The following is a 22318-nucleotide window of genomic DNA, read 5'->3' as shown; positions in this document are numbered from 1 at the left end:
TCCCCCCTCCGCCTCTCCCCCAGGACTGTCCTCTCCTCGATTCGCCCTGCATGATGGTCGGCCGACGCCCGATGGGTTCCGGTCGACCCCGGAAGCTCCCGTCGGTGCGGTCCAGACACGTCCCATCCGATACGGAGTCACGCTCGTGCCCAGCAAGAAGGCCCTCGTCCGCCGCCCCAGCCCGCGTCTCGCCGAAGGGCTGGTGACGCACATCGAGCGGGACAAGGTCGACGCCGACCTCGCCGTCGAGCAGTGGGAGGCGTACACGGAGGCCCTGCGCACGCACGGCTGGGAGACCATCGAGGTGGACCCGGCCGACGACTGCCCGGACTCGGTGTTCGTCGAGGACACGGTCGTGATGTACCGGAACGTGGCGCTGATCGCCCGCCCGGGCGCCGACTCCCGGCGTGCGGAGACCGCCGGGGTCGAGGAGGCCGTGGCGGGTCTCGGCTGCTCGGTGAACTGGATCTGGGAGCCGGGCACGCTGGACGGCGGAGACGTCCTGAAGATCGGCGACACGGTCTACGTGGGCCGGGGCGGCCGCACCAACGCCGCCGGCGTGCAGCAGGTGCGGGCGGCGTTCGAGCCACTCGGCGCGCGGGTCGTCGCCGTACCGGTGAGCAAGGTGCTGCACCTCAAGTCGGCGGTCACGGCGCTGCCGGACGGTACGGTCATCGGGCACATCCCGAAGATGGACACGCCGTCGCTGTTCGCGCGCTTCCTGCCGGTCCCGGAGGAGGCCGGGGCGCATGTCGTCCTGCTCGGCGGCGCCAAGCTGCTGATGGCGGCGAGCGCGCCGAAGACCGCGGAGCTGTTCGCCGACCTCGGGTACGAACCGGTCGTCGTGGACATCAGTGAGTTCGAGAAGCTCGAGGGATGTGTGACGTGTCTCTCGGTGCGGCTGCGGGAGCTGTACGCCTGACCGAGCACGCCCCGTCCCGTCCGGTCTCGACCTGCGGGTCCGGGAAGCCGACACGCGCACGAGGACCCCGCTGATCAGCGACCTTTACAGCATCCTTAACCTACGGCATCGTAACCTACGGAAACGTAGCCTACGATTGCGTAGGTTCACTGTTGCTCACCGCTCATACGCTTGTCCCCCTGGAGAGTCCATGACGATCACCACTCCCCACCTCGGCAGCCCGGCCGGCGCCTGGACCGACGCTCAGCTGCTGTACGCCCTGGAGGAAGTGGTCGAGAAGGAGCTCAACCGGCATCTGCAGGTCGCCAAGGACTGGATGCCGCACGAGTACGTGCCCTGGAGCGACGGACGCAACTTCCCCGGTCTCTTCGAGGACGGCGAGGCCTGGGAGAAGGAGCAGTCCAAGGTCACCGAGATCGGGCGCATCGCGCTCGTGGTCAACCTCCTGACCGAGGACAACCTGCCCAGCTACCACCACGAGATCGCCTCACTGTTCGGCCGCGACGGCGCCTGGGGCACCTGGGTGCACCGCTGGACCGCGGAGGAGGGCCGGCACGGCATCGTGATGCGCGACTACCTGCTCACCTCCCGCGCGGTGGACCCGGACAAACTGGAGGAGTTCCGGATGTCCCACATGAGCGAGGGCTTCGAGTCGGACAACCGCCACTCGATGCTGCACTCGGTCGCCTACGTGGCCTTCCAGGAGCTCGCGACCCGCGTCTCGCACCGCAACACCGGCCACCAGTCCGGGGACCCGGTCTGTGACCGCATGCTGGCGCGCATCGCGACCGACGAGAACCTGCACATGGTCTTCTACCGGAACCTGCTGAAGGCGGCCTTCGAGCTGGCGCCCGACCTCACCATGCAGGCCGTGCGCGACGTCATCGTGAACTTCCGGATGCCCGGCCACGGCATGCCCGGCTTCGAGCGGGCCGCCGCGCAGATGGCGATCGGCGAGATCTACAACATGCGCATCCACCACGACGACGTGCTCCAGCCCGTCCTGCGCTTCCTGAAGATCATGGAGATCGACGGACTGGGCCCCGAGGGCCGCAAGGCGCAGGAGGAGCTCGGCCTGTTCATGGGCGGTCTGGACTCCGAGGCGTCGAAGTTCGACGAGAAGCTGGCTGCCCGCAAGGCGCGCATGGCGGCCCGCGCCGGCGCCTGACGCCGACCCGCACCTGCCACCACAGGGCCCCGACCGCCACGAGCGACCGGGGCCCTGTGCGACAGCTCCCTGCGACAGCCCTGTGCGATAGCCGGACGGCCTTCGGCGCGGTGCGAACTCCGGCCGGGCCAGGCCGATTCCGGCTGCCGGGTGACTACCGGGACATCCGCCGCAGTTCCAGCCGCTCCTTCTCCGACAGGCCGCCCCAGACGCCGAAGCGCTCGTCGTTGTCCAGTGCGTACTCGAGGCAGGCCGTGCGGATCGGGCACATACCGCAGATCCGCTTCGCCTCCCGCACCGAACTGCCCGGCTCGGGGAAGAAGAAGTCCGCTCCCGTCTGCGCGCACAACGCCTCCTGCTGCCAGGTGAGTTCGGGCGAGGTGATCGTGTCGATGTGCATGACCGGAAGCGTCGCGGGTGGCGAAAAACGTCCGATCAACGCGGGATCAACACCGCGTTCACAGGCCTCCGGCCGCTTCGATGGTCGCCTGCCGGAGGGACCCGCGCACGGCGGCGCGCGGAAACACCGGGATCCTCGCCGCGGCGGCGCTCCGGCGGCGGTTGTCACCGGGCGGTGCAAGACTCGGCAGTGCAGAGAACGAGAACGGGACCCTGTGCGAGGAGTGGACGATGCTCACCACCCGTTATGTCACCGGCGCTCCGAACTGGATCGACCTCGGCACCCCCGACATCGACGGCGCCGCCGCCTTCTACGGCGGGCTGTTCGACTGGCGGTTCCAGCCGGGCGGTCCGGAGGTCGGGGGGTACGGCCTGTTCCAGCTGGGCGGCAGGACGGCCGCCGGGGGCATGCAGACCACCCCGGAGCAGGGCCCGCCCTCCTGGACGGTGTACTTCCAGGCGCCGGACGCCGACGCCACGGCCCGGGCGGCCGAGCAGGCGCGCGGCTCGGTGACGGTGCAGCCGATGGACGTCCAGGACCTGGGCCGGATGGCGATTCTCGCCGACCAGGCGGGGGTGCCCTTCGGCCTGTGGCAGCCGGGCCGCAACAAGGGCCTGGAGGTCGTCCGGGAGCCCGGCTCGCTGTGCTGGGTCGAGCTGTACACGGCGGACGTCCCGGCGGCGGCGGCCTTCTACCACTCCGTGCTCGGTCTGGAGACCTTCGGCGCCGACTTCGCCGGCGCCACGTACACCACGTTCAACCCCGCCGGTCAGAGTGAGGACGCCATGTTCGGCGGTGTCGTGCCCCTGGCCGACGACCCGGGCGAGGAGGAGGCGTACTGGCTGCCGTACTTCGAGGTCGCCGACCCGGACGCCACCGTCGCCAGGGCCCGTGAACTGGGCGGCACGGTCCGCCTGCCCGCCACGGACGTCCCGTCCGTCGGCCGTCTGGCCAAGCTCACCGACCCGTACGGCGCCCGCTTCGCGGTGATCCGCAGCGAGCCGCAGCAGGGCTGAGGCCGGCCGGGGCCTGTCGCGCGAACGGCATCTGCCGCGCGGTGCCGGACGGGCCCGCTCGCCGCACCGTCCGCAGGCACCCCGGCACGAGGGCTTCCTGGTGGCAGGCCGAGGGTCCGTCTGCCGGACGCCGCAGGGCCCGCCCTCCGGGCGGACGGCGCGACTGTGCGGACGCCCCCTAGGCGGAGCCCCGCCGCACCAGCGTCGTCGGCAGCACCACGCTCGACGGTGCCGCCCCGACGCCCTCCCGCGGGGCGTCGCGGTCGAGACCGCGCAGCAGCAGGCGGGCCATCAGACGGCCCATCTCCTCGATGTCCTGACGGACCGTCGTGAGCGGCGGGTCGGTCTGTTCCGCGACGGGCCGCATGTCGTCGAAGCCGATCACGGCCACGTCGTCGGGGACCCGGCGGCCGGACTCGCGCAGGACGCGCAGGGCCCCGGAGGCCATGAGGTCGTTGGCGGCGAACACCGCGTCGACGCCGGGGCAGCGGCCGAGGAGCTCGCGCATCGCCCGTTCGCCGCCGGCCGGGGTGAAGTCGGCCTCGGCGATCAGCCGCGGGTCGGCGTCCACCATGACGTCCCGGTAGCCGTCGAGGCGGTCCGCGGCGGAGGTCTGGTCGAGGGCGCCGGTGATGTGCGCGATCCGGGTGCGGCCGAGGCCGGCCAGGTGGCGGACGGCGTCGCGGGCGCCGCCGCGGTTGTCGCTGTCGACGTAGACCACTGCGCGCCGGTCGCCGCTCCAGCCGGGCCGCCCGCCGAAGACAGTGGGGATTCCGGCCCGCTGGATCAGCTCCGGCAGGGGGTCGTCCAGGTGCAGGGAGAAGACGAGGGCCCCGTCGACATGCCCGCCGGCGAGATACCGGCCGACCCGGGCGTGGTCGTCCCGGCCCTCCGTGAGCAGCAGCACGAGCTGGTTGTCGTGGGCGGTGAGCTCCTTGCTGATGCCGCGCAGCTGGAGCGCGAAGAACGGGTCGGCGAACACCCGGGTCTCCGGTTCGGCGACGACGACCGCGATCGCGTCGTGCCGCCGGGTCACCAGGGAGCGGGCGGCCTGGTTGGGCACGTACCCGAGCTCGTCCACCGCCTTGCGGACCCGCTCCACGAGGATGTCCCGCACCCCGTCCCCGCCGTTGACCACACGGGACACGGTGGCCCGCGAGACACCGGCCCGGGCGGCCACGGCCTCCAGGGTGGGACGCGGCGCTGTGTCGGTCATCGGGGCTCCTCACCTGCGGCTGCGGATCAGGATAGCCCCGGGACGCACCGTGGTGAGAGCGCTCTCGCACGCGGCGGGTCGCAGCCGCCCGTCAGTGCTCGTGTCCGCCTCCCGGCGGCTCCTGCCCGTGCTCGTGCGGCTCGTACCCCGGAATCGTCCCGTCCGGCTTCTTCACGAGGAACAGCCCCACCATCCCCATGTCGGAGTGGCTCTGGACGTGACAGTGGTACATCCACGCGCCGGCGCCGACCCCCTCCCCCGCGATCACCTGGAAACCGAACGAGTCGGCCGGGCCCGTGATCTTGTTGTCGATGACCTGGCTGGGGTCCTCGGGGCCGGTCAGCATGCCGGTGCGGTTGTCCGCCCACCGGTGACCGTGCATGTGGAAGGTGTGGTAGAACTCGCCGTGCGTGATCACGATGAACTCGACGCGATCACCCACCGTGGCCTCGAAGTTCGGCCCGGAGTGCGGCGGCTTGTTGTTGATGCGCATGTCGTTGAAGACGACCGTGTGCGTCCGGTCCGGCAGGACGTCGCCCTTGCGGCGGACGATGACCGGGCCGAACAGGCCCTTCTGCAGTCCCACGGTGCCGTGTTCCGTGCCGACGACGTGGTCGTGGTAGTGCCAGTAGCCCGCGCTGCCCGAGCGCCAGGTGCCGTCCTTGCGGCGGCCGGGGGCGTGGGTGCGCCAGGTGTAGGTGCGGGTTCCGCCGGGCTCGACATGACTGCGGTTCAGTTTCGTGCCGTCGCTGGTGATCTCGTAGTCCAGGCCGTGGACGTGCAGGCTCACCGCCACGTCCATGGTGTTCTCGAACTCGACGTGCAGCGTGTCGCCTTCGTTGAGTTCGATCAGCGGGCCCGGGATGCTCGCCTTGCCCTTCTCCAGGCCGTAGCCCATCTGGCCGTCGGCCAGCTTCTCGGCATACAGCTTGATGCGCTTCACCTCGCCGCCGGCGGGCGCCGTCCTCGCCGGTCCGGCGGCGCTCACGGCCTCCGGCGCCACGGACAACGATGTCGCGACGGCCGCGCCGCCCAGCAGGACCCGCCGGTTGAAGCTGCGTCTGTCCATGCGGAACTCCCCACCCTGGTAAGGCTTTGACGGAGGCGTACCTGTGATGAACCTGTGAGACGGTACCGGTCGTGCTCCCGTTTATCCACACTCAAGACAAAGTTGGTGCCATCCCGGTCATAGGTATTGGCGAGACGTGCAAAGGGGTTTAGCTTCCTTGGCGGTGTTGCTGTGACCGAGGAGGTGCCCATGCACTTACGAGGGTTGAGCACGAGGAGACGCGTCTGGGCGGCGTCCGTTGCCGCCGGAGTCGTGACGGCCGGGGTGCTGTCGGGCCCCGCCGCGACCGCGCGCCCTTATCCGGAACCCACGCTGACAACGATGTCGATCAAGTCGCCGCCGGGCGGCGCGAATGTACGGGTGCTGATCTTCCACGGTTCCGCGGCGGCCGGGGAGGAGTCGCCGGTCGTGAACGCCGGGATCGAGGCCATCGAGGACATCGGTCTGTCCGGGCCGGCGAACCGCCGCTTCAAGGTCCAGGCCACCGACGACGCCTCGGTGTTCACCGACGAGACGAGGCTCGGCCGCTTCAACGCGATCGTGTTCCTGACCGGCGGGGGCGACGTCCTCGACGCGGAGCAGGAGGCGGGCCTGGAGGCGTACATGGAGGCCGGCGGCGGGTTCGTCGGCATTCATGACGCGGCGCGCGCGGAGCCGTACTCGGACTGGTTCACCGGTCTGGTGGGTGCCCGCCCGGCCGCGTCGAGCCCCACGGCCGTGCAGCGCGCGACCGTCGAGGTGGGCGACCGCGGGCACCCGGCCACCAAGGACCTGCCGGTGCAGTGGAAACGCCCGGACCAGTGGCTGAACTGGGTGAAGAACCCGTCGGGCGACGTGCACACGGTGGCCCGGGTCCGCGAGTCGACGTACCAGCCGGGCCCGGGCTCCAACGGCTGGGACCACCCGGTCAGCTGGTGCCGGGACTACGACGGCGGCCGTTCCTTCTACACGGGCATGGGCGGAACGGTGTCGTCGTACGACGAGACCGACTTCCGCGACCATCTGCGCGGTGCGCTGATGTGGACGACCCGCCTGGAGCAGGCCGACTGCAAGGCGACCATCAACGCCAACTACGCGGCGGAGCGGCTGACCAAGCCCAACCAGCCCGGGCAGAACGACCAGATCGGCGAGCCGCACGGGATGGTCACCGCGCCCGACGGCCGGGTGTTCTACATCGGCCGGGGCGGCGCCGACTCCTCGCAGCCCGTGATCACGGACTGGAACAATCCCGACATCGGCAAGGGCAAGGGCGAGATCCACGTCTACGACCCGAAGACCAAGCAGGTCACCCTGGCCGGCGCGCTCACCGTCTTCGGCAACAAGGGCGGCGGCGACGAGCTGGTCAAGGTCGAGGAGGGACTGCTCGGCATCGAGCTGGACCCGGGGTTCGCGCAGAACGGCTGGGTGTACCTGCACTACACGCCGCACGAGCGGATCGACCGCGAGACGCGGACGGCGGAGCGGAGGGTCTCCCGGTTCACGCTCGACCGGGCCACGGACAAGCTGGATCTGTCGAGTGAGAAGGTCCTGCTGAAGTGGCCGGTGCAGATCCACAGCTGCTGCCACGCGGGCGGCGGGATGGCCTGGGACTCCAAGGGCAACCTGTACATCGCCACGGGTGACAACAACTCCAGCGGCTTCAGCGGCGGTTACTCGGGCAACAACCCGCAGCCGAACTACAAGGGCGTCTCCTTCGCGGACGCGCGTCGCACCGCGGGCAACACCAACAACCTCAACGGCAAGATCCTGCGCATCCATCCGGAGCCGGACGGGACGTACACCCTTCCCGAGGGCAATCTGTTCACCGGGAAGGAGACCGCCGAGGGCGGCGGCAAGACGCGCGGCGAGATCTACGTGATGGGCGTGCGCAACCCGGCGCGCATCTCCGTCGACAAGTCGACCGACGTGCTCTACGCGGGCTGGGTCGGACCGGACGCGAGTGCGCCCTCGACGACCTGGGGTCCGGCCAAGTACGACACGTTCGCCGCCATCACCGAGGCGGGAAACCGGGGCTGGCCGTACTGCATGGGCAACAAGCAGCCCTACCGGGACCGCAATCTGCCGGACCCGACCAAGCCGCTGGGCTGGTACGACTGCGACCACCCGAAGAACGAGTCGCCCAACAACGACGGCCTGGTCAATCTGCCGCCGGTGACCGGCAACAACATCTGGTACTCGCCCTCGGGCGGCGCCCCGGACTATCCGCGGGACGCCGGCGGTGTCCCGTCGTACAAGCCGGCGGAGGCCACGTACCGGCTGCCCTGGCTGAAGGGCGGCGGGCAGGCCGCGATGAACGGGCCGGTCTACCGGTACGGCACGGCCGCGGCCGACAGCACCGTCAAGTGGCCGGCCTACTGGGACGGCAAGTGGTTCGTCGGTGACTTCTACGACGCCGACCAGCCGCGCAACGCGGTGCTCATGGACCCGAAGACGCAAGGGGACGGCGGTCTGCCCGTGCACTCGGAGTCGCTGAAGAAGATCGTGCCGATCGGCAACGACGGCATCAAGAACCTCATGGACTGGAAGTTCGGTCCGGACGGCGCGCTGTACGTCCTCGACTACGGGCGCGGCTTCTTCACCTCGGACTCCAAGTCGGCTCTGTGGCGGGTCACCTACAAGGGCGGCGGACCGACCCCGGTCGCCGGTCAGCTGGCGAGGGGGAGCGAGTGATCCGGCAACGAAGAATCTGGGCCGCCGTGCTGGCCGCCCTGCTGATGATGCTCGGCGTGCAGGCGCTGCCCGCGGCCGGGCAGCCCGAGAGGGGGGCCGCCGACCAGGTGCTCACCTGGACGGCCGGCAACGACATCGACAAGTACCTCTCGGCGCCGAAGACGGCGGTGGCCGGTTCCGCCACGATCGTCTTCGAGAACAGCGTGGCCACCGGCAACACCACGGGCATGCCGCACACGCTGACGTTCGTGACCAGCGATCCCGAGTTCAACAGTGATGTGCAGCTCAACATCCTGGCCAACCCGAACGACGCCCAGGGCGGCAAGCACACCGCCCAGGTGACGCTCACGCCCGGCCGGTACTTCTACCACTGCACGATCCCCGGCCACGGGCAGATGCAGGGCATCCTCACGGTGACCGAGGGCACCGGCGAGGACACCACCGCGCCCGAGGCGTCGGCGCACGTGAGCGGCACGCAGAACACGCAGGGCGAGTACGTGGGCTCTGCGAGCGTGGCCCTGCACGCGACCGACGGCGGCTCCGGTGTCGAGAGGATCGAGTACGCGATCGGCGACGCGGGTGCCTGGCAGCCGTACACCGCGCCGGTCGTCGTCGACCAGGTCGGCAGCCACAAGGTCCGCTATCGCGCGTTCGACAAGGCGGGGAACGTCTCCCCCGAGAAGAGCGCCGAGTTCACGGTCGTGGCGCCGCAGTCGGACGACACCACCGCGCCGGAGACCTCGGCGACGGTGAGCGGTGAGCGCGACGCCGCCGGGGCGTACATCGACATGGCGACGGTCACCGTATCGGCCTCCGACACGGGGACCGGGGTCAACACGATCGAGTACGCGGTCGGTTCCGGTGCCTGGCAGCCGTACACCGGGCCCGTGATGGTGCACCAGGTGGGTGAGCACACCGTCCGCTACCGGGCCACCGACAAGGCGGGCAACGTGGCCGCGGAGAAGAGCGTGCGGTTCACGGTCGTCGCGGCGCCGCCGCAGGACACCACCCCACCGGTGACGGGCGTGAGTGTCGAGGGCACGAAGAACTCCGCCGGGGCGTACGTCAACAGCGCCCGGGTGACGGTCACGGCGACCGACGAGCACGGCTCGGGCGTCGAGAAGATCGAGTACTCGCTCGACGGCGGCCCGTACCTGGCGTACTCGGCGCCGGTGGTGGTCGACCGGGCGGGCGCGCACACCGTGGCGTACCGGGCGACCGACAAGGCCGGGAACACCGCGGCCGCCCGCACGGTGACCTTCACGGTCGTCTCCGGGCAGGTGCCGGCGCCGGACTGCCCCGAGTACGACGAGCGGTTGACGGTGATCGTCGGCACGGTCGACTCGGGCGTACGCAACCGGGTCACCGACAACCGGTGCCGGATCGGCGAGCTGATCGAGGACGAGAAGGAGTGGACGTCCCAGGCGCTGTTCCTCAAGCACGTGAACTCCGTCCTGGACGCGCTGTTGAAGGAGGGCGTGATCGACCAGCGGGAGTCCAAGGCGATCCGGAAGGCCGCCCGCCAGTCGGGTATCGGCAAGCCGGGGCAGACCGAGGGCTACCGTGCGCTCTTCGACGGCACCGCGGAGTCCCTCGCCGAATGGCAGCAGGTGGGAGGCGGTTCGTTCGGGCTGAACCCGGACGGGACGATCACCTCCAGCACCACGACGCCCGGCATGGGCATGCTGTGGTTCCCGCAGCGCAAGTACGGTGACTTCTCGCTGAAGCTCCAGTGGCGTGACGACGCCCCCGGCACCGGCAACGCCAACTCCGGTGTGTTCGTGCGCTTCCCGTGGGTCCACGACCACCCCGAGGAATCCCGGCCGGAGTGGGTCGCCATCAAGTACGGCCACGAGGTGCAGGTGCTCGACCGGCCCGACGGCGACATGTACAAGACGGGGTCGATCTACGGCTTCGACCGCGTGGGCCTGGCCGGCGCGGGCGTGACGCAGAAGGGCACCTGGAACGACTACGAGATCCGTGTGGAAGGCCAGCACTACTCGGTGTTCCGCAACGGTGTGCTGATCAACGAGTTCGACAACACCGGCGGCCAGGAGTTCAGCCCGCCGCGCTCGGACGACCCGGGCACGGACGGGCGGCGGTTCGCCTCCGGCTACATCGGGCTCCAGGTGCACGGCACGACGGATGTGGTCTCGTACCGGGACATCCGGATCAAGGAGCTGTAGGAGGCTGCTTCTCCTTGCGGGCCCTGCTCGGCTGTACCCGTCTGGGCTCCCCCGGCATCTTCGGATACTCGGGCGGGTACGGCAGGTCGCCCAGCCCGTGGTCGTGCTCGTCGCGGCGGGCGAGGTCGAGCAGGGCCTCCAGGGAGTAGCGGTGGTCGTCCATGTCCGCGTGCACGTCGCCGAGTTCGGCGAAGCGCGCGGGCATGGTCGCGAGATCGAAGTCCTGGGGGTGCGCGACCCCGACCTCGTCCCAGCGCAGCGGCGCGGAGACGGGGGCGTGCGGGCGGGGGCGTACGGAGTAGGCGGAGGCGATCGTGCGATCGCGTGCCGTCTGGTTGTAGTCCAGGAAGATGCGCTCGCCCCGCTCCTCCTTCCACCACTTGATGGTCACGTGCTCGGGCATCCGCCGTTCCATCTCCCGGCCGACGGCGATGGCGGCGCGCCGGACCTGGGTGAAGGTCCAGCGCGGTTCGATGGGCACGAAGACGTGCAGGCCCCGGCCGCCGGACGTCTTGGGGAAGCCCTTCAGGCCGCCGAACTCGTCGAGGACGGCCCGCAGTTCGTGGGCGGCTCGGGCGGCGTCGTCGTAGTCAGTGCCGGGCTGCGGGTCGAGGTCGATGCGGAGTTCGTCCGGGTGGTCGACGTCGTCGCGGCGTACCGGCCAGGGGTGGAAGGTGAGGGTGCCGAACTGGGCGGCCCACACCACCGCTCCCACCTCGGTGGGGCACATCTCGTCGGCGCTGCGACCGCTGGGGAAGGTGATGTGCGCGGTCGGGATCCAGCCGGGCATGTTCTTCGGCGCCCGCTTCTGGAAGAAGTTCTCGCCGTTCATCCCCTCGGGATAGCGCTCCAGGGTGGTCGGCCGGTCGCGCAGGGCGCGCAGGATGCCGGGGCCGACGGCGATGTAGTAGCGGGCGAGGTCCAGCTTGGTGAAGCCGCGCTCCGGGAAGAACATCTTGTCGGGACTGGACAGCCGTACGGTCCGGCCGCCCACCTCCAGTTCCACCGCGTCACCCATGCCGCCACGGTAGGCGGAGCCCACACGCCTCGCACATCGGGCACACGGCGGCATATCGGCGCAGAATCGAGCCATGGATCTGCCCGTGATGCCCCCTGTCCTGCCGATGCTCGCCAAGTCGGTGGCGGCGATCCCCGTGGGCATGCAGTACGAGGCGAAGTGGGACGGGTTCCGGGCCATCGTGTTTCGCGACGGGGCCGAGGTCGAGCTGGGCAGCCGCACCGGGAAGCCTCTGACCAGGTACTTTCCCGAGCTCGTGACGGCTGTGCGGGAGCGGTTGCCGGAGCGGTGTGTGGTGGACGGGGAGATCGTGATCGCGCGGGAGGGGCATCTGGACTTCGACGCGCTGACGGAGCGGATCCATCCGGCGGACTCGCGGGTGCGGATGCTGGCCGAGCGGACACCGGCGTCGCTCGTCGTGTTCGACGTGCTGGCGCTGGGCGACGAGTCGCTGATGGACGTCCCGCTGGCCGAGCGGCGGGAGCGGCTGCTCGGGGAGCTGTCCGGGGTACGGGCGCCGGTGCACCTGGCGCCGGCGACCACCGACATCGCGGTGGCGCGGCAGTGGTTCGAGGAGTACGAGGGGGCCGGTCTCGACGGGGTCATCGCCAAGCCGCTGACGGTGCGCTACCGGCCGGACGAACGCGCCATGTTCAAGATCAAGCACGAGCGGACGGCGGATGTCGTGGTCGCCGGGTACCGCCTGCACAAGAGCGGCCCCGTGGTGGGTTCGCTGCTGCTCGGCCTGTACGACGACCGGGGCACCCTCCAGCACGTGGGGGTCTCCGCCGCCTTCACGATGAAGCGGCGCGCCGAGCTGGTGGCGGAGCTGGAGCCGCTGCGCCTGGACGACGTGACGGGGCATCCGTGGGCGGCCTGGTCCGAGGAGGCCGCGCACGAGAAGGCCCGGTTGCCGGGGGCGCCGAGCCGCTGGTCGGGCCGCAAGGACCTGTCGTGGGTGCCGCTGCGGCCGGACCGGGTGGCCGAGGTGGCGTACGACCACATGGAGAACGGGCAGCGCTTCCGGCACACTGCCCGTTTCCGCCGCTGGCGGCCGGACCGGGCCCCCGAGAGCTGCACGTACGCCCAGCTGGAGGAGCCGGTCCGCTACGACCTGGCGGAGATCCTCGGCGCCTAGAACCCGATTCAGGGCTGCATCAGGACCTTGACCGCGCCGTCCTGCTTGCGCTGGAACATCTCGTAGGCGTGCGGGGCCTCCGACAGCGGCACCCGGTGGGTGGCGAAGTCGTCCACGCCGAGGGGGTCCTCATCGGTCAGGTACGGGAGGATGTCGTCGGTCCAGCGGCGGACGTTGGCCTGGCCCATACGCATCTGGATCTGCTTGTCGAACAGGGTGAGCAGCGGCAGCGGGTCCGCCATGCCGCCGTAGACACCGGACAGTGAGATGGTGCCGCCGCGGCGCACCAGGTCGATGGCGGTGTAGAGCGCGGCGAGGCGGTCGACGCTGAAGCGCTCGGCGATGGGGCCGCCCAGCTTGCGGGGCAGGATCGCCGCGGCGTTCTGCACCAAGCGCGCGGCCGCACTGCCGTGGGCCTCGGTGCCGACGGCGTCGATCACGGCGTCGGGGCCACGCCCGTCGGTCTGGTCGCGGATCGCTTCGACCAGTTCCTTCTCGTCGTCGAAGGACCTCAGGTCGAAGGTCTCCACGCCGCGTGCCTTCGCCCGGCGCAGCCGGTCCGGGACCAGGTCCACGCCGAAGACCCGGCCGGCGCCCTGTACCTGGGCGACGCGGCAGGCCATGTCGCCGATGGGGCCGAGACCGAGCACGGCGACGCTGCCGCCCTGCGGGACGCCGGCGTAGGCGACCGCCTGCCAGGCGGTGGGCAGGACGTCGGAGAGGTAGACGAAACGGTCGTCGGCCGGGCCCTCGGGGACCTTGATCGGGCCGAACTGGGCCTGGGGCACGCGCAGGTACTCGGCCTGGGCGCCGGGCACCGCGCCGTACAGGCGGGTGTAGCCGAACAGGGCGGCGCCCATGCCCTCGCCCTGCACCTGGGTGGTCTCGCACTGGGTGGGCAGGCCGGTGAGGCACATCCAGCAGTTGCCGCAGGCGATCTGGAACGGCACCACGACCCGGTCCCCCACCTGGAGGTCCGGCACGCCGGCCCCGACCTCTTCGACGATGCCCATCGGCTCGTGGCCGAGGATGTCGCCCGGGGTCATGAACGGGGTGAGCACTTCGTACAGGTGCAGGTCGGACCCGCACAGCCCGGTGGAGGTGATGCGGATGACCGCGTCCGTCGGCTCCTGGATCGCCGGATCCGGCACGTTCTCCACCCGCACGTCCCGCTTGCCCTGCCAGGTCACTGCCCTCATCGCCTCGCGCTCCCTCCGTCAGCGTGCGCGTCGGTCGTACGGCGAGGCCCGGGTACCCGGACGCCCCGCACTGAACCGCAGCCGGCCCTTGAGCCGATCGACGGACGCGGCGAAGACACTTCCCAACCAGGAACGATCGACTATGGCCATCGATGTTCAGATAAGCGCACAATCAAGACACATCGATGAACATGAGGCGCGGTGGCGACGGTGGGCATGGGACGAGGGACGCGCGGACAGCGCACCACGACGACGGTGGCGCTGCTGGCCGCCGCGGTGACGGCCGCCCTGGCCGCGGGCTGCACGAGCGGGGGCGGAACGGGCGACGACGGACGGGCGCCGACGCAGTCGAAGCAGGGAGTGTCCCCCTCGGCGACCGGCCCCTCGGCCCTCGTCGTCAAGATCGACAACGCCGCCGCGGCCCGTCCGCACACGGGCGTCGACGCCGCGGACGTGGTGTACGCCGAACAGGTCGAGGGCGGGCTGAGCCGGCTGATGGCGGTGTACGCGACCCGGCTGCCGGAGAGCGTCGGACCGGTGCGCAGCGCACGCGAGTCGGATCTGGAGCTGCTGCGCCAGTTCGACCGGCCCACGCTCGCCTTCTCCGGCGCGCAGCGGAAGCTCCTGCCCCTGATCGACAAGGCGCCGCTGCGGGCGGAGACACCGGGCAGCGCCGCCGACGCCTACTTCCGCGGCTCCGGCAGGCCCGCCCCGCACAACCTCTACCTGCGGCCCGAGCGAATCGTGCCCGAGACCCCGGGGGAGGCCGCACTGACCACCGGCTTCCGCTACGGCTCGGCACCCGCGGGCGGTACGGCGACGGACTCCGAGACGGTGCGTTACCCAGCGGCCCGTTTCACCTTCACCTGGTCGGACTCCCGCGACCGCTGGCTGGTCGGCATGGACGGCACGCCCGCGACGACGGCCGACGGCGAGCGGATGGCGGCCGCGACGGTCGTGGTGCAGTACGTCAAGGTGCGCGAGTCCGCGTACCGGGACTTCCTCGGCAACAACACGCCGTACACCGAGACGGTCGGCTCCGGAAAGGCGACGGTGCTGCGCGACGGGCGGGCCTGGGACGTGAACTGGGAGCGGGAGAAGGCCGCGGACGGCACCTCTTTCACCACCGGCGACGGCGCACCGGTGAACTTCGCGGAGGGCCAGGTGTGGGTGGTGTTCGCCGAGGCCCCCTGACCGGCCCGCCCGGGGGCGGCGGCGCTACGCCGCGTCCGTCAGCGGGGCGCCACCAGGGGCTCCTCGGGATGGCGGAGCCCCTCGGCCGCGTCCGCGACCCGCCGGATGAGGTCGAAGAACACCGTCCGCTCGTCGGCGGTCAGCGGCGCGAGGAACACCTGGTTCATCCGCGCGGTGCGCACGGTCAGCCTGCGATGCGTGCGCGTCCCCTCGTCCGTGAGACGCAGCAGGGAGCGGCGGCCGTCCTGCGGGTCGCGGACCTTGTCGAGCAGGCCCCGCCTGCTGAGCCGGCTGATCACCTCGGCGATGGTGGACCGGTCGAGCCCCACCCGCTCCCCCACCGTGCGCTGGTCCAGGCCGGGCTCGGCGACGAGGGTGTTGAGGACGGCGAACTGGGGCGAGGTGATCTCCTCGGAGACCATCGTGTTCCACAGCAGGTAGTGCGCCTGCTGGAGTCGCCGGGCCAGGTGCCCGGGGTGGGTGGTGAGGTCCGCGGCCGCCATGTGCACCCCTCGCTAGTTTTCGTCGGTGCACTGAACAATACTCAAGCGGCTGAGTGTTGTCTGCGCCCGGTACAGAGGTCGATAGGCCTGCATGCCGAGGTCTTGACGCCTCTCGGTCCTGATGGCAGCGTGAGGGACAGCTCGCAGAAATACTCAGTGCCCTGATTAATCTGGTCGGGTCGCTCGGAAGAGATGGGGCTTCTCGGATGGACAAGGTGGTCGCCACGGCCCTGGAGGCGGTGGCCGACGTGCCGGACGGCGCGTCGCTCGCGGTGGGCGGTTTCGGGCTGAGCGGTGTGCCGAACGTGCTGATCGAGGCGCTGTACGAGCGCGGCGTGGCCGGGCTGTCGGTGGTCTCCAACAACTGCGGGGCGATGGAGTCGGGCCTGGCGGTCCTGCTCGCCGCCGGCCGGATCGCCCGGGTCACGGGCTCCTACATCGGTGCCAACAAGGAGTTCGCCCGGCAGTACCTGGCCGGGGAGCTGGAGGTCGAGCTGATCCCGCAGGGCACGCTGGCCGAGCGGCTGCGGGCCGGCGGCGCCGGGATCCCCGCCTTCTTCACCCCGGCCGGCGTGGGCACGCAGGTCGCCGACGGCGGGCTGCCCTGGCGCTACGACGGCGAGGGCGGGGTCGCACTCGCCTCACCGCCGAAGGAGGTCCGGGAGTTCGACGGCACCGAGTACGTGCTGGAGCGGGGCATCCGCACCGACTTCGCGCTGGTCCGGGCCGCGCGCGGCGACCGGCACGGCAACCTGGTCTTCAACAAGTCCTCCCGCAACTTCAATCCGCTGGCCGCCATGGCCGGGCGGGTCACGATCGCCGAGGTGGAGGAGCTGGTGGAGCCCGGCGAGATCGACCCGGACGCGGTGCACCTGCCGGGCATCTTCGTGCAACGCGTGCTCGCCCTCACCCCGGAGCAGGCGGCCGACAAGAAGATCGAGCAGCGGACGGTGAGGTCCTGATGGCCTGGACGCGCGAGGAGATGGCCGCACGGGCGGCCAGGGAGCTGAGGGACGGGCAGTACGTCAATCTCGGCATCGGCCTGCCCACGCTCATCCCGAACCACCTCCCCGAGGGCGTCGAGGTCGTCCTCGAGTCGGAGAACGGCATCCTGGGCACCGGCCCCTACCCCACCGAGGACGCCGTCGACCCGGATCTGATCAACGCCGGGAAGGAGACGGTGACGGTCCTGCCGGGCGCCTCCTTCTTCGACTCGGCGCTGTCCTTCTCGATGATCCGGGGCGGGCACATCGACGTGGCCGTGCTCGGTGCCATGCAGGTGTCCGAGCGGGGCGACCTGGCCAACTGGGCCGTCCCCGGCAAGCTGATCACCGGCATCGGTGGGGCGATGGACCTGGTGCACGGCGCCCGTACGGTCGTGGTCGTCATGACGCACACCGCCAAGGACGGCTCACCGAAGATCCTCACCGAGTGCGCCCTGCCGCTGACCGGCAAGGGGTGTGTGAACCGGATCATCACCGACCTCGGCGTCCTCGACGTCACCGAGGACGGGCTCGCCCTGGTCGAGACGGCGCCGGGTGTGACCGCCGGGGAGATCGTCGCCAGGACCGGCGCCGAACTGACCGTGCCGGAGGGCCTGAAGTGAAGGACGTCTACATCGTCGACGCGGTCCGCACACCGATCGGCCGCTACAACGGAGGGCTGGCGAGCGTGCGCCCGGACGACCTCGCCGCGCATGCCGTGCGCGAACTACTCGCCCGCACACCGGAGTTGGACCCGGCGCGGATCGAGGACGTGTACCTCGGCAACGCGAACGGGGCCGGCGAGGAGAACCGCAACGTGGGCCGGATGGCCGCGCTGCTCGCGGGTCTGCCCACTTCCGTGCCGGGCGTGACGGTCAACCGGCTGTGCGCGTCCGGCCTGGAGGCCGTGATCCAGGCGGCCCGGGCCATCGCGCTCGGCGACGCGTCCATCGCGCTGGCCGGTGGTGTGGAGTCCATGACCCGGGCGCCCTACGTGCTGCCGAAGAGCGACAAGCCCTTCCCGGCCGGGCACACCGAGCTGTACTCGACGACACTCGGCTGGCGGATGGTCAACCCGCGCATGGAACCGCAGTGGACGATCCCGCTGGGCGAGTCCGCCGAACTCATCGCGGACCAGCACAAGATCGGCCGGGAGCAGCAGGACGAGTTCGCCCTGCGCAGCCACGAGAAGGCTGCGCGGGCCCGGGCCGAGGGCCTGTTCGACGGTGAGCTGGCGTCCGTGGCGATTCCGCAGCGCAGGGGCGAGCCGGTGCTCTTCGCCGCCGACGAGTGCGTCCGGCCGGATGCCTCCCTCGCGGCGATGGCCAAGCTGAAACCGTCGTTCCGCGCGGAGGGGGGCACGGTGACGGCGGGCAACGCGTCCCCGTTGAACGACGGTGCGGCGGCGCTGCTGCTCGTCGACGACGAGGGGTTGAGGGCGACGGGCCGCGAGCCGCTCGCCCGCGTCCGTGCCACGGGTGTCTCCGCAACCGACCCGCACTACTTCGGGCTCGCCCCGGTCGAGGCGGTGAACCGGGCGCTGGCCAAGGCGGGCAGGGACTTCGGCGACCTGTCCGTGCTGGAGCTGAACGAGGCGTTCGCCGCGCAGGTGCTGGGGTGTGTGGCCGAGTGGCCGGAGTTCGACCCCGCGATCCTCAATCCGCAGGGCGGCGCGATCGCCCTGGGCCATCCGCTGGGTGCGTCCGGGGCCCGGCTGGCCGGGACGGTGGCCCATCAACTGGCCCGGCGCGGCGGTGGCGTCGGGGTCGCGACGCTCTGTATCGGGGTGGGCCAGGGCCTCGCCCTTGTCCTCGAACGTTGACGAGACGCAGGATCATCATGACTCTCACTCAGCACGACATCGACCAGGAGATCGCGGCCAAGCGCGCCGCGTACGAGAAGCGGCTCGCCGACGGCGGCCCCGTCGAGCACCAGCCGCGACGTGACTACGCGCCGTACCGGTCCTCGGTGCTCCGGCACCCCAAGCAGCCGCCGGTCACCATCGACGTCAGCAAGGACCCGGAGCTGGTGGAGCTGTCCTCCCCCGCCTTCGGGGAGCGGGACATCACCGAGATCGACAACGACCTCACCCGGCAGCACGACGGCGAACCCATCGGTGAGCGCATCACCGTCTCCGGACGGCTCCTGGACCGCGACGGCCGCCCGGTGCGCGGCCAGCTCGTGGAGATCTGGCAGGCCAACTCGGCGGGCCGCTACGCGCACCAGCGCGAGCAGCACGACGCCCCGCTGGACCCCAACTTCACCGGTGTGGGCCGCACGCTCACCGACGACGACGGCCACTACCGCTTCACCACCGTCCAGCCGGGCCCGTACCCGTGGCGCCAGCACGTCAACGCCTGGCGGCCGGCGCACATCCACTTCTCACTCTTCGGCACGGCGTTCACCCAGCGGCTCGTGACACAGATGTACTTCCCGAGCGACCCGTTGTTCCCCTACGACCCGATCATCCAGTCCGTGACGGACGACGCGGCCCGGCAGCGGCTGATCGCGACGTACGACCACAGTCTGTCGGTGCCGGAGTTCTCGATGGGCTACCACTGGGACATCGTGCTGGACGGCCCGCAGGCCACCTGGATCGAAGAAGGGCGCTGACCAGCCATGACGAAGATCGACCCCAGTCGGCCGGACAGTGTGCTGCCCACCCCGTCGCACACCGTCGGCCCGTTCTACGGCCACGCCCTGCCGTTCCGCGGCGGCGAGGACATCGCGCCCCTCGGGCACCCGGACACGGTCACCGTGCACGGCCACGTGACCGACGGCGAGGGCAAGCCGCTGCCGGACGCCCTGATCGAGTTGTGGGGCCCGGACCCCGCCGGCAACCTGCCGGCGGCCGACGGCTCGATGCGGCGCGACCCGGCCTCGGGCGGCTTCCTCGGACGCAACGGCGTGGAGTTCACCGGCTGGGGACGCATCCAGACCGACGCGAACGGCCACTGGTACGCAAGGACGCTGCGGCCCGGCGCCCGGGGGCGGAACGCCCCGTACATCAGCGTGTGCGTCTTCGCGCGCGGGCTGCTCGTGCACCTGTACACCAGGATCTACCTGCCCGGCGACGGGGCGGTGCTCGCCGCCGATCCGCTGCTGTCCGGGCTCGAGGACGCCCGCCGCGACACGCTGATCGCCGCGGAGGAGGGGGACGGCACGTACCGTTTCGACATCCGCCTTCAGGGCGAAGGCGAAACGGTCTTCCTGGAGTTCCAGTGACAGCTCACCCCGGCGACACCGGTCTGCTCGCCCCCGGGTGGGCCGGCTCGGCGGCCGCGGCCGCCACCAGTGACGAGGCATATCTGCGGGCGCTGCTCGACGCGGAGGCCGCGCTGACCCGCGCCCAGGCCGCGACGGGGCTCGCCCCGGCCGGGGCGGCGACGGCGGTGACCGAGGCGGCCGGCGCCGGTGCCTTCGACGTACGGTCCCTCGCCGACCGCGCCCGCGCGGGCGGCAACCCCGTCATCCCCCTGGTCGCGGATCTGACGAAGGCCGTCGGCGAGGCGTACGGCCCCTACGTCCACCGGGGCGCGACCAGCCAGGACATCATGGACACGGCGACGATGCTGGTCGCCTCGCGGACCCTCGACCCGGTCCTCGCCGACCTCGGCCGTACCGAGCAGGCCCTGTCCCGGCTGGCCACCGCGCACCGTGACACCGCGATGCCGGGGCGGACCCTCACCCAGCACGCCGTGCCGACCACGTTCGGGCTGAAGGCGGCCGGGTGGCGGTGGCTGGTGCTGGACGCGCGCGACCGGGTGCAGGCGGTACGGGAGTCGCTGCCCGCCCAACTCGGCGGTGCGGCGGGGACGCTGGCGGCGTTCGGGGCGTACGGCGCGAGCGATCCGGCCGGGCTGCCGGAGGCGTACGCCCGGGAACTCGGCCTCCGTGCGCCCGACCTGCCCTGGCACACCCTGCGCACGCCCGTCGCCGATCTCGCCGGGTGTCTGGCCTTCACGGCGGGCGCGCTCGGCAAGCTCGCCGCGGACGTCCTCACCCTGTCGCGCACCGAGATCGCCGAGGTCGTGGAGGGCGGTGGCGGGGGTTCGTCCGCCATGCCGCACAAGTCCAACCCCGTACGGTCCACCCTGATCGCCTCCGCCGCGCGGCGGGCCCCCCAGCTCGCGGCCACGCTGTACGGGGCGATGGCCGCACAGGACGAACGTCCGGCCGGGGCCTGGCACGCCGAGTGGGAGCCGCTGCGGGATCTGCTGCGGCTGGTCGGCGGGGCCGCCCGGGACGCCGCCGAACTGGCGGAGGGAGTGCGGGTCAGGCCCGAGGCCATGCGCGAACACCTCGATCTCACGCACGGGTTGATCGTCTCCGAGCGGCTGTCCGCCGAGCTGGCCCCGGTGCTGGGCCGTGCCCGTGCCAAGGAACTCCTCACCCGGCTGGCCGCCGAGGGGCAACCGCTCGCCGAAGCACCGGAGCTGGCGGACGCCGACCTCGATCCCACCCACTACACGGGGTCCGCCGGGACCCTCACCGACCGTGCTCTGGAGCGACGTTGACACTCCTGAACCACCACGCCGAAGGGCCCGTTTCCGCTCCCCCGCTGCTGCTCGGCCCCTCACTGGGCACGTCGTACGCCCTGTGGGACGAGGTGGCGCCCGAGCTGTCCCTCACCCATCGGGTGGTGCGCTGGGACCTGCCGGGGCACGGCGGCTCGGCGGCCGGTCTCATCGACGAGGGCGCGACCGTCGGTGACCTGGCCGTGTTGGTGCTGGCGCTCGCCGACTCGCTCGGCATCGACCGGTTCGCGTACGCGGGTGTGTCGCTGGGCGGGGCCGTGGGACTGCATCTCGCGGTGCACCACCCGGAGCGGCTGTCGTCCCTCGCCGTGATCTGCTCGTCGGCTCACTTCAACGGTTCCAAGCCGTGGGAGGAGCGGGCCGCGCTGGTCCGCGGGGAGGGGCTGGCCGGGCTGGCGGACAGCGCCGACGCGCGCTGGTTCGCCGGCGGCTTCAGCGTGCCGCGCCTGGTCCAGGACCACCGGGACGCCGACCCGGACGCGTACGCCGCCTGCTGCGACGCGCTCGCCGCGTTCGATCTGCGGGACCGGCTGGACGGCGTCACCGTGCCGACCCTGCTGGTCGCCGGCCGCGAGGACCCCGCGACCCCGCCCCCGCATCTGCGGGAGATCGCCGACGCCGTGCCGGGCGCGACGCTCGTGGAGCTGCCGGGCGCCTCGCACCTGGCGCCCGCGCAATGCCCGGAGGCGGTGCTGACCGCCCTGCGCGCTCACTTCGGCCAGGGAGCCCCCCGGGGCATGGCGGTACGGCGCGAGGTGCTCGGCGACACGCACGTCGACCGGGCGCAGCTCCGGCAGACCCCCTTCACCGCCCGCTTCCAGGACTTCATCTCGCGCTACGCCTGGGGCGAGATCTGGACCGACCCGACCCTGTCGCGCCGCGAGCGCAGCATGATCACCCTCACCGCGCTGGTCGCGCACGGCCACTACGACGAGCTGGCCATGCACGTCCGCGCCGCCCGCCGCAACGGGCTCACCCCGGAGGAGATCGGCGCGGTACTGCTCCAGACGGCGGTGTACTGCGGGGTGCCGGCGGCGAACTCCGCGTTCGCGACGGCCCAGCGGGTGCTGGCGGAAGAGGACGGCACCCCATGACAGC

20 protein-coding genes are annotated in these 22318 nt (G+C 71.4%); 14 read left to right on the top strand and 6 right to left on the bottom strand.

Annotated elements, in window-relative coordinates; translation table 11 throughout:
• The first annotated feature begins 145 nt into the window (after nucleotides 1–145).
• A complete protein-coding gene (gene ddaH, locus ACIRDU_RS09060) occupies nucleotides 146–922 on the top strand; it encodes a dimethylargininase (protein ID WP_403576292.1) in 777 nt (258 codons plus the stop codon).
• 190 nt (nucleotides 923–1112) lie between these two features.
• Nucleotides 1113–2090, top strand: a complete 978-nt coding sequence (locus ACIRDU_RS09055; RefSeq protein WP_403576290.1) for an acyl-ACP desaturase — start codon at nucleotides 1113–1115, stop codon at nucleotides 2088–2090.
• Between the two features lie 154 nt (nucleotides 2091–2244).
• Here ACIRDU_RS09055 and ACIRDU_RS09050 read toward each other — a convergent pair whose 3' ends face one another.
• Nucleotides 2245–2490, bottom strand: a complete 246-nt coding sequence (locus ACIRDU_RS09050; RefSeq protein ID WP_402610756.1) for a WhiB family transcriptional regulator — start codon at nucleotides 2488–2490, stop codon at nucleotides 2245–2247.
• 230 nt (nucleotides 2491–2720) lie between these two features.
• Here ACIRDU_RS09050 and ACIRDU_RS09045 point away from each other — a divergent pair, with 230 nt between their 5' ends.
• Nucleotides 2721–3506 (top strand): VOC family protein, encoded by a 786-nt coding sequence (locus tag ACIRDU_RS09045; RefSeq protein WP_403576288.1) that lies wholly within the window; start codon nucleotides 2721–2723, stop codon nucleotides 3504–3506.
• 178 nt (nucleotides 3507–3684) lie between these two features.
• Here the strand turns inward: ACIRDU_RS09045 and ACIRDU_RS09040 are convergent, their stop codons facing one another.
• Both ACIRDU_RS09040 and ACIRDU_RS09035 read right to left on the bottom strand, forming a co-directional pair.
• On the bottom strand, nucleotides 3685–4722 hold the full coding sequence (locus ACIRDU_RS09040) for a LacI family DNA-binding transcriptional regulator (protein WP_403576286.1): 1038 nt from the start codon (nucleotides 4720–4722) through the stop codon (nucleotides 3685–3687).
• A 91-nt stretch (nucleotides 4723–4813) separates the two neighbouring features.
• Nucleotides 4814–5791 carry a multicopper oxidase domain-containing protein gene (locus ACIRDU_RS09035; RefSeq protein WP_403576284.1) on the bottom strand — a complete coding sequence of 326 codons (978 nt, stop codon included), beginning with the start codon at nucleotides 5789–5791 and terminating at the stop codon, nucleotides 4814–4816.
• A gap of 189 nt (nucleotides 5792–5980) precedes the next feature.
• Here ACIRDU_RS09035 and ACIRDU_RS09030 point away from each other — a divergent pair, with 189 nt between their 5' ends.
• Both ACIRDU_RS09030 and ACIRDU_RS09025 read left to right on the top strand, forming a co-directional pair.
• On the top strand, nucleotides 5981–8461 hold the full coding sequence (locus ACIRDU_RS09030; protein WP_403576282.1) for a ThuA domain-containing protein: 2481 nt from the start codon (nucleotides 5981–5983) through the stop codon (nucleotides 8459–8461).
• 44 nt (nucleotides 8462–8505) lie between these two features.
• Nucleotides 8506–10647, top strand: a complete 2142-nt coding sequence (locus tag ACIRDU_RS09025; protein ID WP_403577335.1) for an OmpL47-type beta-barrel domain-containing protein — start codon at nucleotides 8506–8508, stop codon at nucleotides 10645–10647.
• On the opposite strand, the gene ligD is transcribed toward ACIRDU_RS09025, so the two are convergent.
• A complete protein-coding gene (gene ligD, locus ACIRDU_RS09020; protein ID WP_403576280.1) occupies nucleotides 10634–11665 on the bottom strand; it encodes a non-homologous end-joining DNA ligase in 1032 nt (343 codons plus the stop codon). The two genes, ACIRDU_RS09025 and ligD, sit on opposite strands and share 14 nt — an antisense overlap.
• Before the next feature lie 73 nt (nucleotides 11666–11738).
• Between ligD and ACIRDU_RS09015 the strand changes: the two genes are divergently transcribed.
• Nucleotides 11739–12803 (top strand): ATP-dependent DNA ligase, encoded by a 1065-nt coding sequence (locus tag ACIRDU_RS09015; RefSeq protein WP_403576278.1) that lies wholly within the window; start codon nucleotides 11739–11741, stop codon nucleotides 12801–12803.
• 8 nt (nucleotides 12804–12811) lie between these two features.
• On the opposite strand, the gene ACIRDU_RS09010 is transcribed toward ACIRDU_RS09015, so the two are convergent.
• Nucleotides 12812–14002 (bottom strand): zinc-dependent alcohol dehydrogenase, encoded by a 1191-nt coding sequence (locus tag ACIRDU_RS09010; protein ID WP_403576276.1) that lies wholly within the window; start codon nucleotides 14000–14002, stop codon nucleotides 12812–12814.
• A gap of 216 nt (nucleotides 14003–14218) precedes the next feature.
• Here ACIRDU_RS09010 and ACIRDU_RS09005 point away from each other — a divergent pair, with 216 nt between their 5' ends.
• The gene (locus ACIRDU_RS09005) at nucleotides 14219–15196 is read left to right on the top strand and encodes a DUF3048 domain-containing protein (protein ID WP_403576274.1); all 978 of its coding nucleotides are present in this window, start codon (nucleotides 14219–14221) and stop codon (nucleotides 15194–15196) included.
• A gap of 38 nt (nucleotides 15197–15234) precedes the next feature.
• Here ACIRDU_RS09005 and ACIRDU_RS09000 read toward each other — a convergent pair whose 3' ends face one another.
• Complete coding sequence (locus ACIRDU_RS09000) at nucleotides 15235–15699, bottom strand: MarR family winged helix-turn-helix transcriptional regulator (protein ID WP_403576272.1); 465 nt, start codon at nucleotides 15697–15699, stop codon at nucleotides 15235–15237.
• Nucleotides 15700–15905: 206 nt separating this feature from the next.
• Between ACIRDU_RS09000 and ACIRDU_RS08995 the strand changes: the two genes are divergently transcribed.
• The 7 genes from ACIRDU_RS08995 to pcaD are packed head-to-tail and all read left to right on the top strand — an operon-like array spanning nucleotide 15906 to nucleotide 22314.
• Nucleotides 15906–16661: a CoA transferase subunit A gene (locus tag ACIRDU_RS08995; RefSeq protein ID WP_403576270.1), complete on the top strand. Its 756-nt coding sequence runs from the start codon at nucleotides 15906–15908 to the stop codon at nucleotides 16659–16661.
• Nucleotides 16661–17305 carry a CoA transferase subunit B gene (locus ACIRDU_RS08990; RefSeq protein ID WP_403576268.1) on the top strand — a complete coding sequence of 215 codons (645 nt, stop codon included), beginning with the start codon at nucleotides 16661–16663 and terminating at the stop codon, nucleotides 17303–17305. The genes ACIRDU_RS08995 and ACIRDU_RS08990 overlap by 1 nt, the downstream gene beginning before the upstream one ends.
• Nucleotides 17302–18504: a thiolase family protein gene (locus ACIRDU_RS08985; RefSeq protein WP_403576266.1), complete on the top strand. Its 1203-nt coding sequence runs from the start codon at nucleotides 17302–17304 to the stop codon at nucleotides 18502–18504. The genes ACIRDU_RS08990 and ACIRDU_RS08985 overlap by 4 nt, the downstream gene beginning before the upstream one ends.
• A gap of 17 nt (nucleotides 18505–18521) precedes the next feature.
• On the top strand, nucleotides 18522–19295 hold the full coding sequence (gene pcaH / locus ACIRDU_RS08980) for a protocatechuate 3,4-dioxygenase subunit beta (protein WP_403576264.1): 774 nt from the start codon (nucleotides 18522–18524) through the stop codon (nucleotides 19293–19295).
• A gap of 6 nt (nucleotides 19296–19301) precedes the next feature.
• Nucleotides 19302–19907 carry a protocatechuate 3,4-dioxygenase subunit alpha gene (gene pcaG / locus ACIRDU_RS08975; protein WP_403576262.1) on the top strand — a complete coding sequence of 202 codons (606 nt, stop codon included), beginning with the start codon at nucleotides 19302–19304 and terminating at the stop codon, nucleotides 19905–19907.
• A complete protein-coding gene (pcaB, locus tag ACIRDU_RS08970; protein ID WP_403576260.1) occupies nucleotides 19904–21199 on the top strand; it encodes a 3-carboxy-cis,cis-muconate cycloisomerase in 1296 nt (431 codons plus the stop codon). The genes pcaG and pcaB overlap by 4 nt, the downstream gene beginning before the upstream one ends.
• A complete protein-coding gene (pcaD, locus tag ACIRDU_RS08965; RefSeq protein WP_403576258.1) occupies nucleotides 21196–22314 on the top strand; it encodes a 3-oxoadipate enol-lactonase in 1119 nt (372 codons plus the stop codon). The genes pcaB and pcaD overlap by 4 nt, the downstream gene beginning before the upstream one ends.
• Nucleotides 22315–22318: the final 4 nt, after the last annotated feature.

Source organism: Streptomyces sp. NPDC093598, assembly GCF_044764825.1.
GTDB lineage: Bacteria > Actinomycetota > Actinomycetes > Streptomycetales > Streptomycetaceae > Streptomyces.
Note: the sequence above shows the minus strand (reverse complement) of the source record. Positions and strands in the feature narration are given on the sequence as shown.

What these genes read in the sequence shown, in the direction of transcription:
- ACIRDU_RS09055 (WP_403576290.1), top strand. Translation starts at nt 1,113, where the DNA reads ATGACGATCACCACTCCCCACCTCGGCAGCCCGGCCGGCGCCTGGACC.
- ACIRDU_RS09050 (WP_402610756.1), bottom strand. Translation starts at nt 2,490, where the DNA reads ATGCACATCGACACGATCACCTCGCCCGAACTCACCTGGCAGCAGGAG.
- ACIRDU_RS09045 (WP_403576288.1), top strand. Translation starts at nt 2,721, where the DNA reads ATGCTCACCACCCGTTATGTCACCGGCGCTCCGAACTGGATCGACCTC.
- ACIRDU_RS09040 (WP_403576286.1), bottom strand. Translation starts at nt 4,722, where the DNA reads ATGACCGACACAGCGCCGCGTCCCACCCTGGAGGCCGTGGCCGCCCGG.
- ACIRDU_RS09035 (WP_403576284.1), bottom strand. Translation starts at nt 5,791, where the DNA reads ATGGACAGACGCAGCTTCAACCGGCGGGTCCTGCTGGGCGGCGCGGCC.
- ACIRDU_RS09030 (WP_403576282.1), top strand. Translation starts at nt 5,981, where the DNA reads ATGCACTTACGAGGGTTGAGCACGAGGAGACGCGTCTGGGCGGCGTCC.
- ACIRDU_RS09025 (WP_403577335.1), top strand. Translation starts at nt 8,506, where the DNA reads ATGATGCTCGGCGTGCAGGCGCTGCCCGCGGCCGGGCAGCCCGAGAGG.
- ligD (WP_403576280.1), bottom strand. Translation starts at nt 11,665, where the DNA reads ATGGGTGACGCGGTGGAACTGGAGGTGGGCGGCCGGACCGTACGGCTG.
- ACIRDU_RS09015 (WP_403576278.1), top strand. Translation starts at nt 11,739, where the DNA reads ATGGATCTGCCCGTGATGCCCCCTGTCCTGCCGATGCTCGCCAAGTCG.
- ACIRDU_RS09010 (WP_403576276.1), bottom strand. Translation starts at nt 14,002, where the DNA reads ATGAGGGCAGTGACCTGGCAGGGCAAGCGGGACGTGCGGGTGGAGAAC.
- ACIRDU_RS09005 (WP_403576274.1), top strand. Translation starts at nt 14,219, where the DNA reads ATGGGACGAGGGACGCGCGGACAGCGCACCACGACGACGGTGGCGCTG.
- ACIRDU_RS09000 (WP_403576272.1), bottom strand. Translation starts at nt 15,699, where the DNA reads ATGGCGGCCGCGGACCTCACCACCCACCCCGGGCACCTGGCCCGGCGA.
- ACIRDU_RS08995 (WP_403576270.1), top strand. Translation starts at nt 15,906, where the DNA reads ATGGACAAGGTGGTCGCCACGGCCCTGGAGGCGGTGGCCGACGTGCCG.
- ACIRDU_RS08990 (WP_403576268.1), top strand. Translation starts at nt 16,661, where the DNA reads ATGGCCTGGACGCGCGAGGAGATGGCCGCACGGGCGGCCAGGGAGCTG.
- pcaH (WP_403576264.1), top strand. Translation starts at nt 18,522, where the DNA reads ATGACTCTCACTCAGCACGACATCGACCAGGAGATCGCGGCCAAGCGC.
- pcaG (WP_403576262.1), top strand. Translation starts at nt 19,302, where the DNA reads ATGACGAAGATCGACCCCAGTCGGCCGGACAGTGTGCTGCCCACCCCG.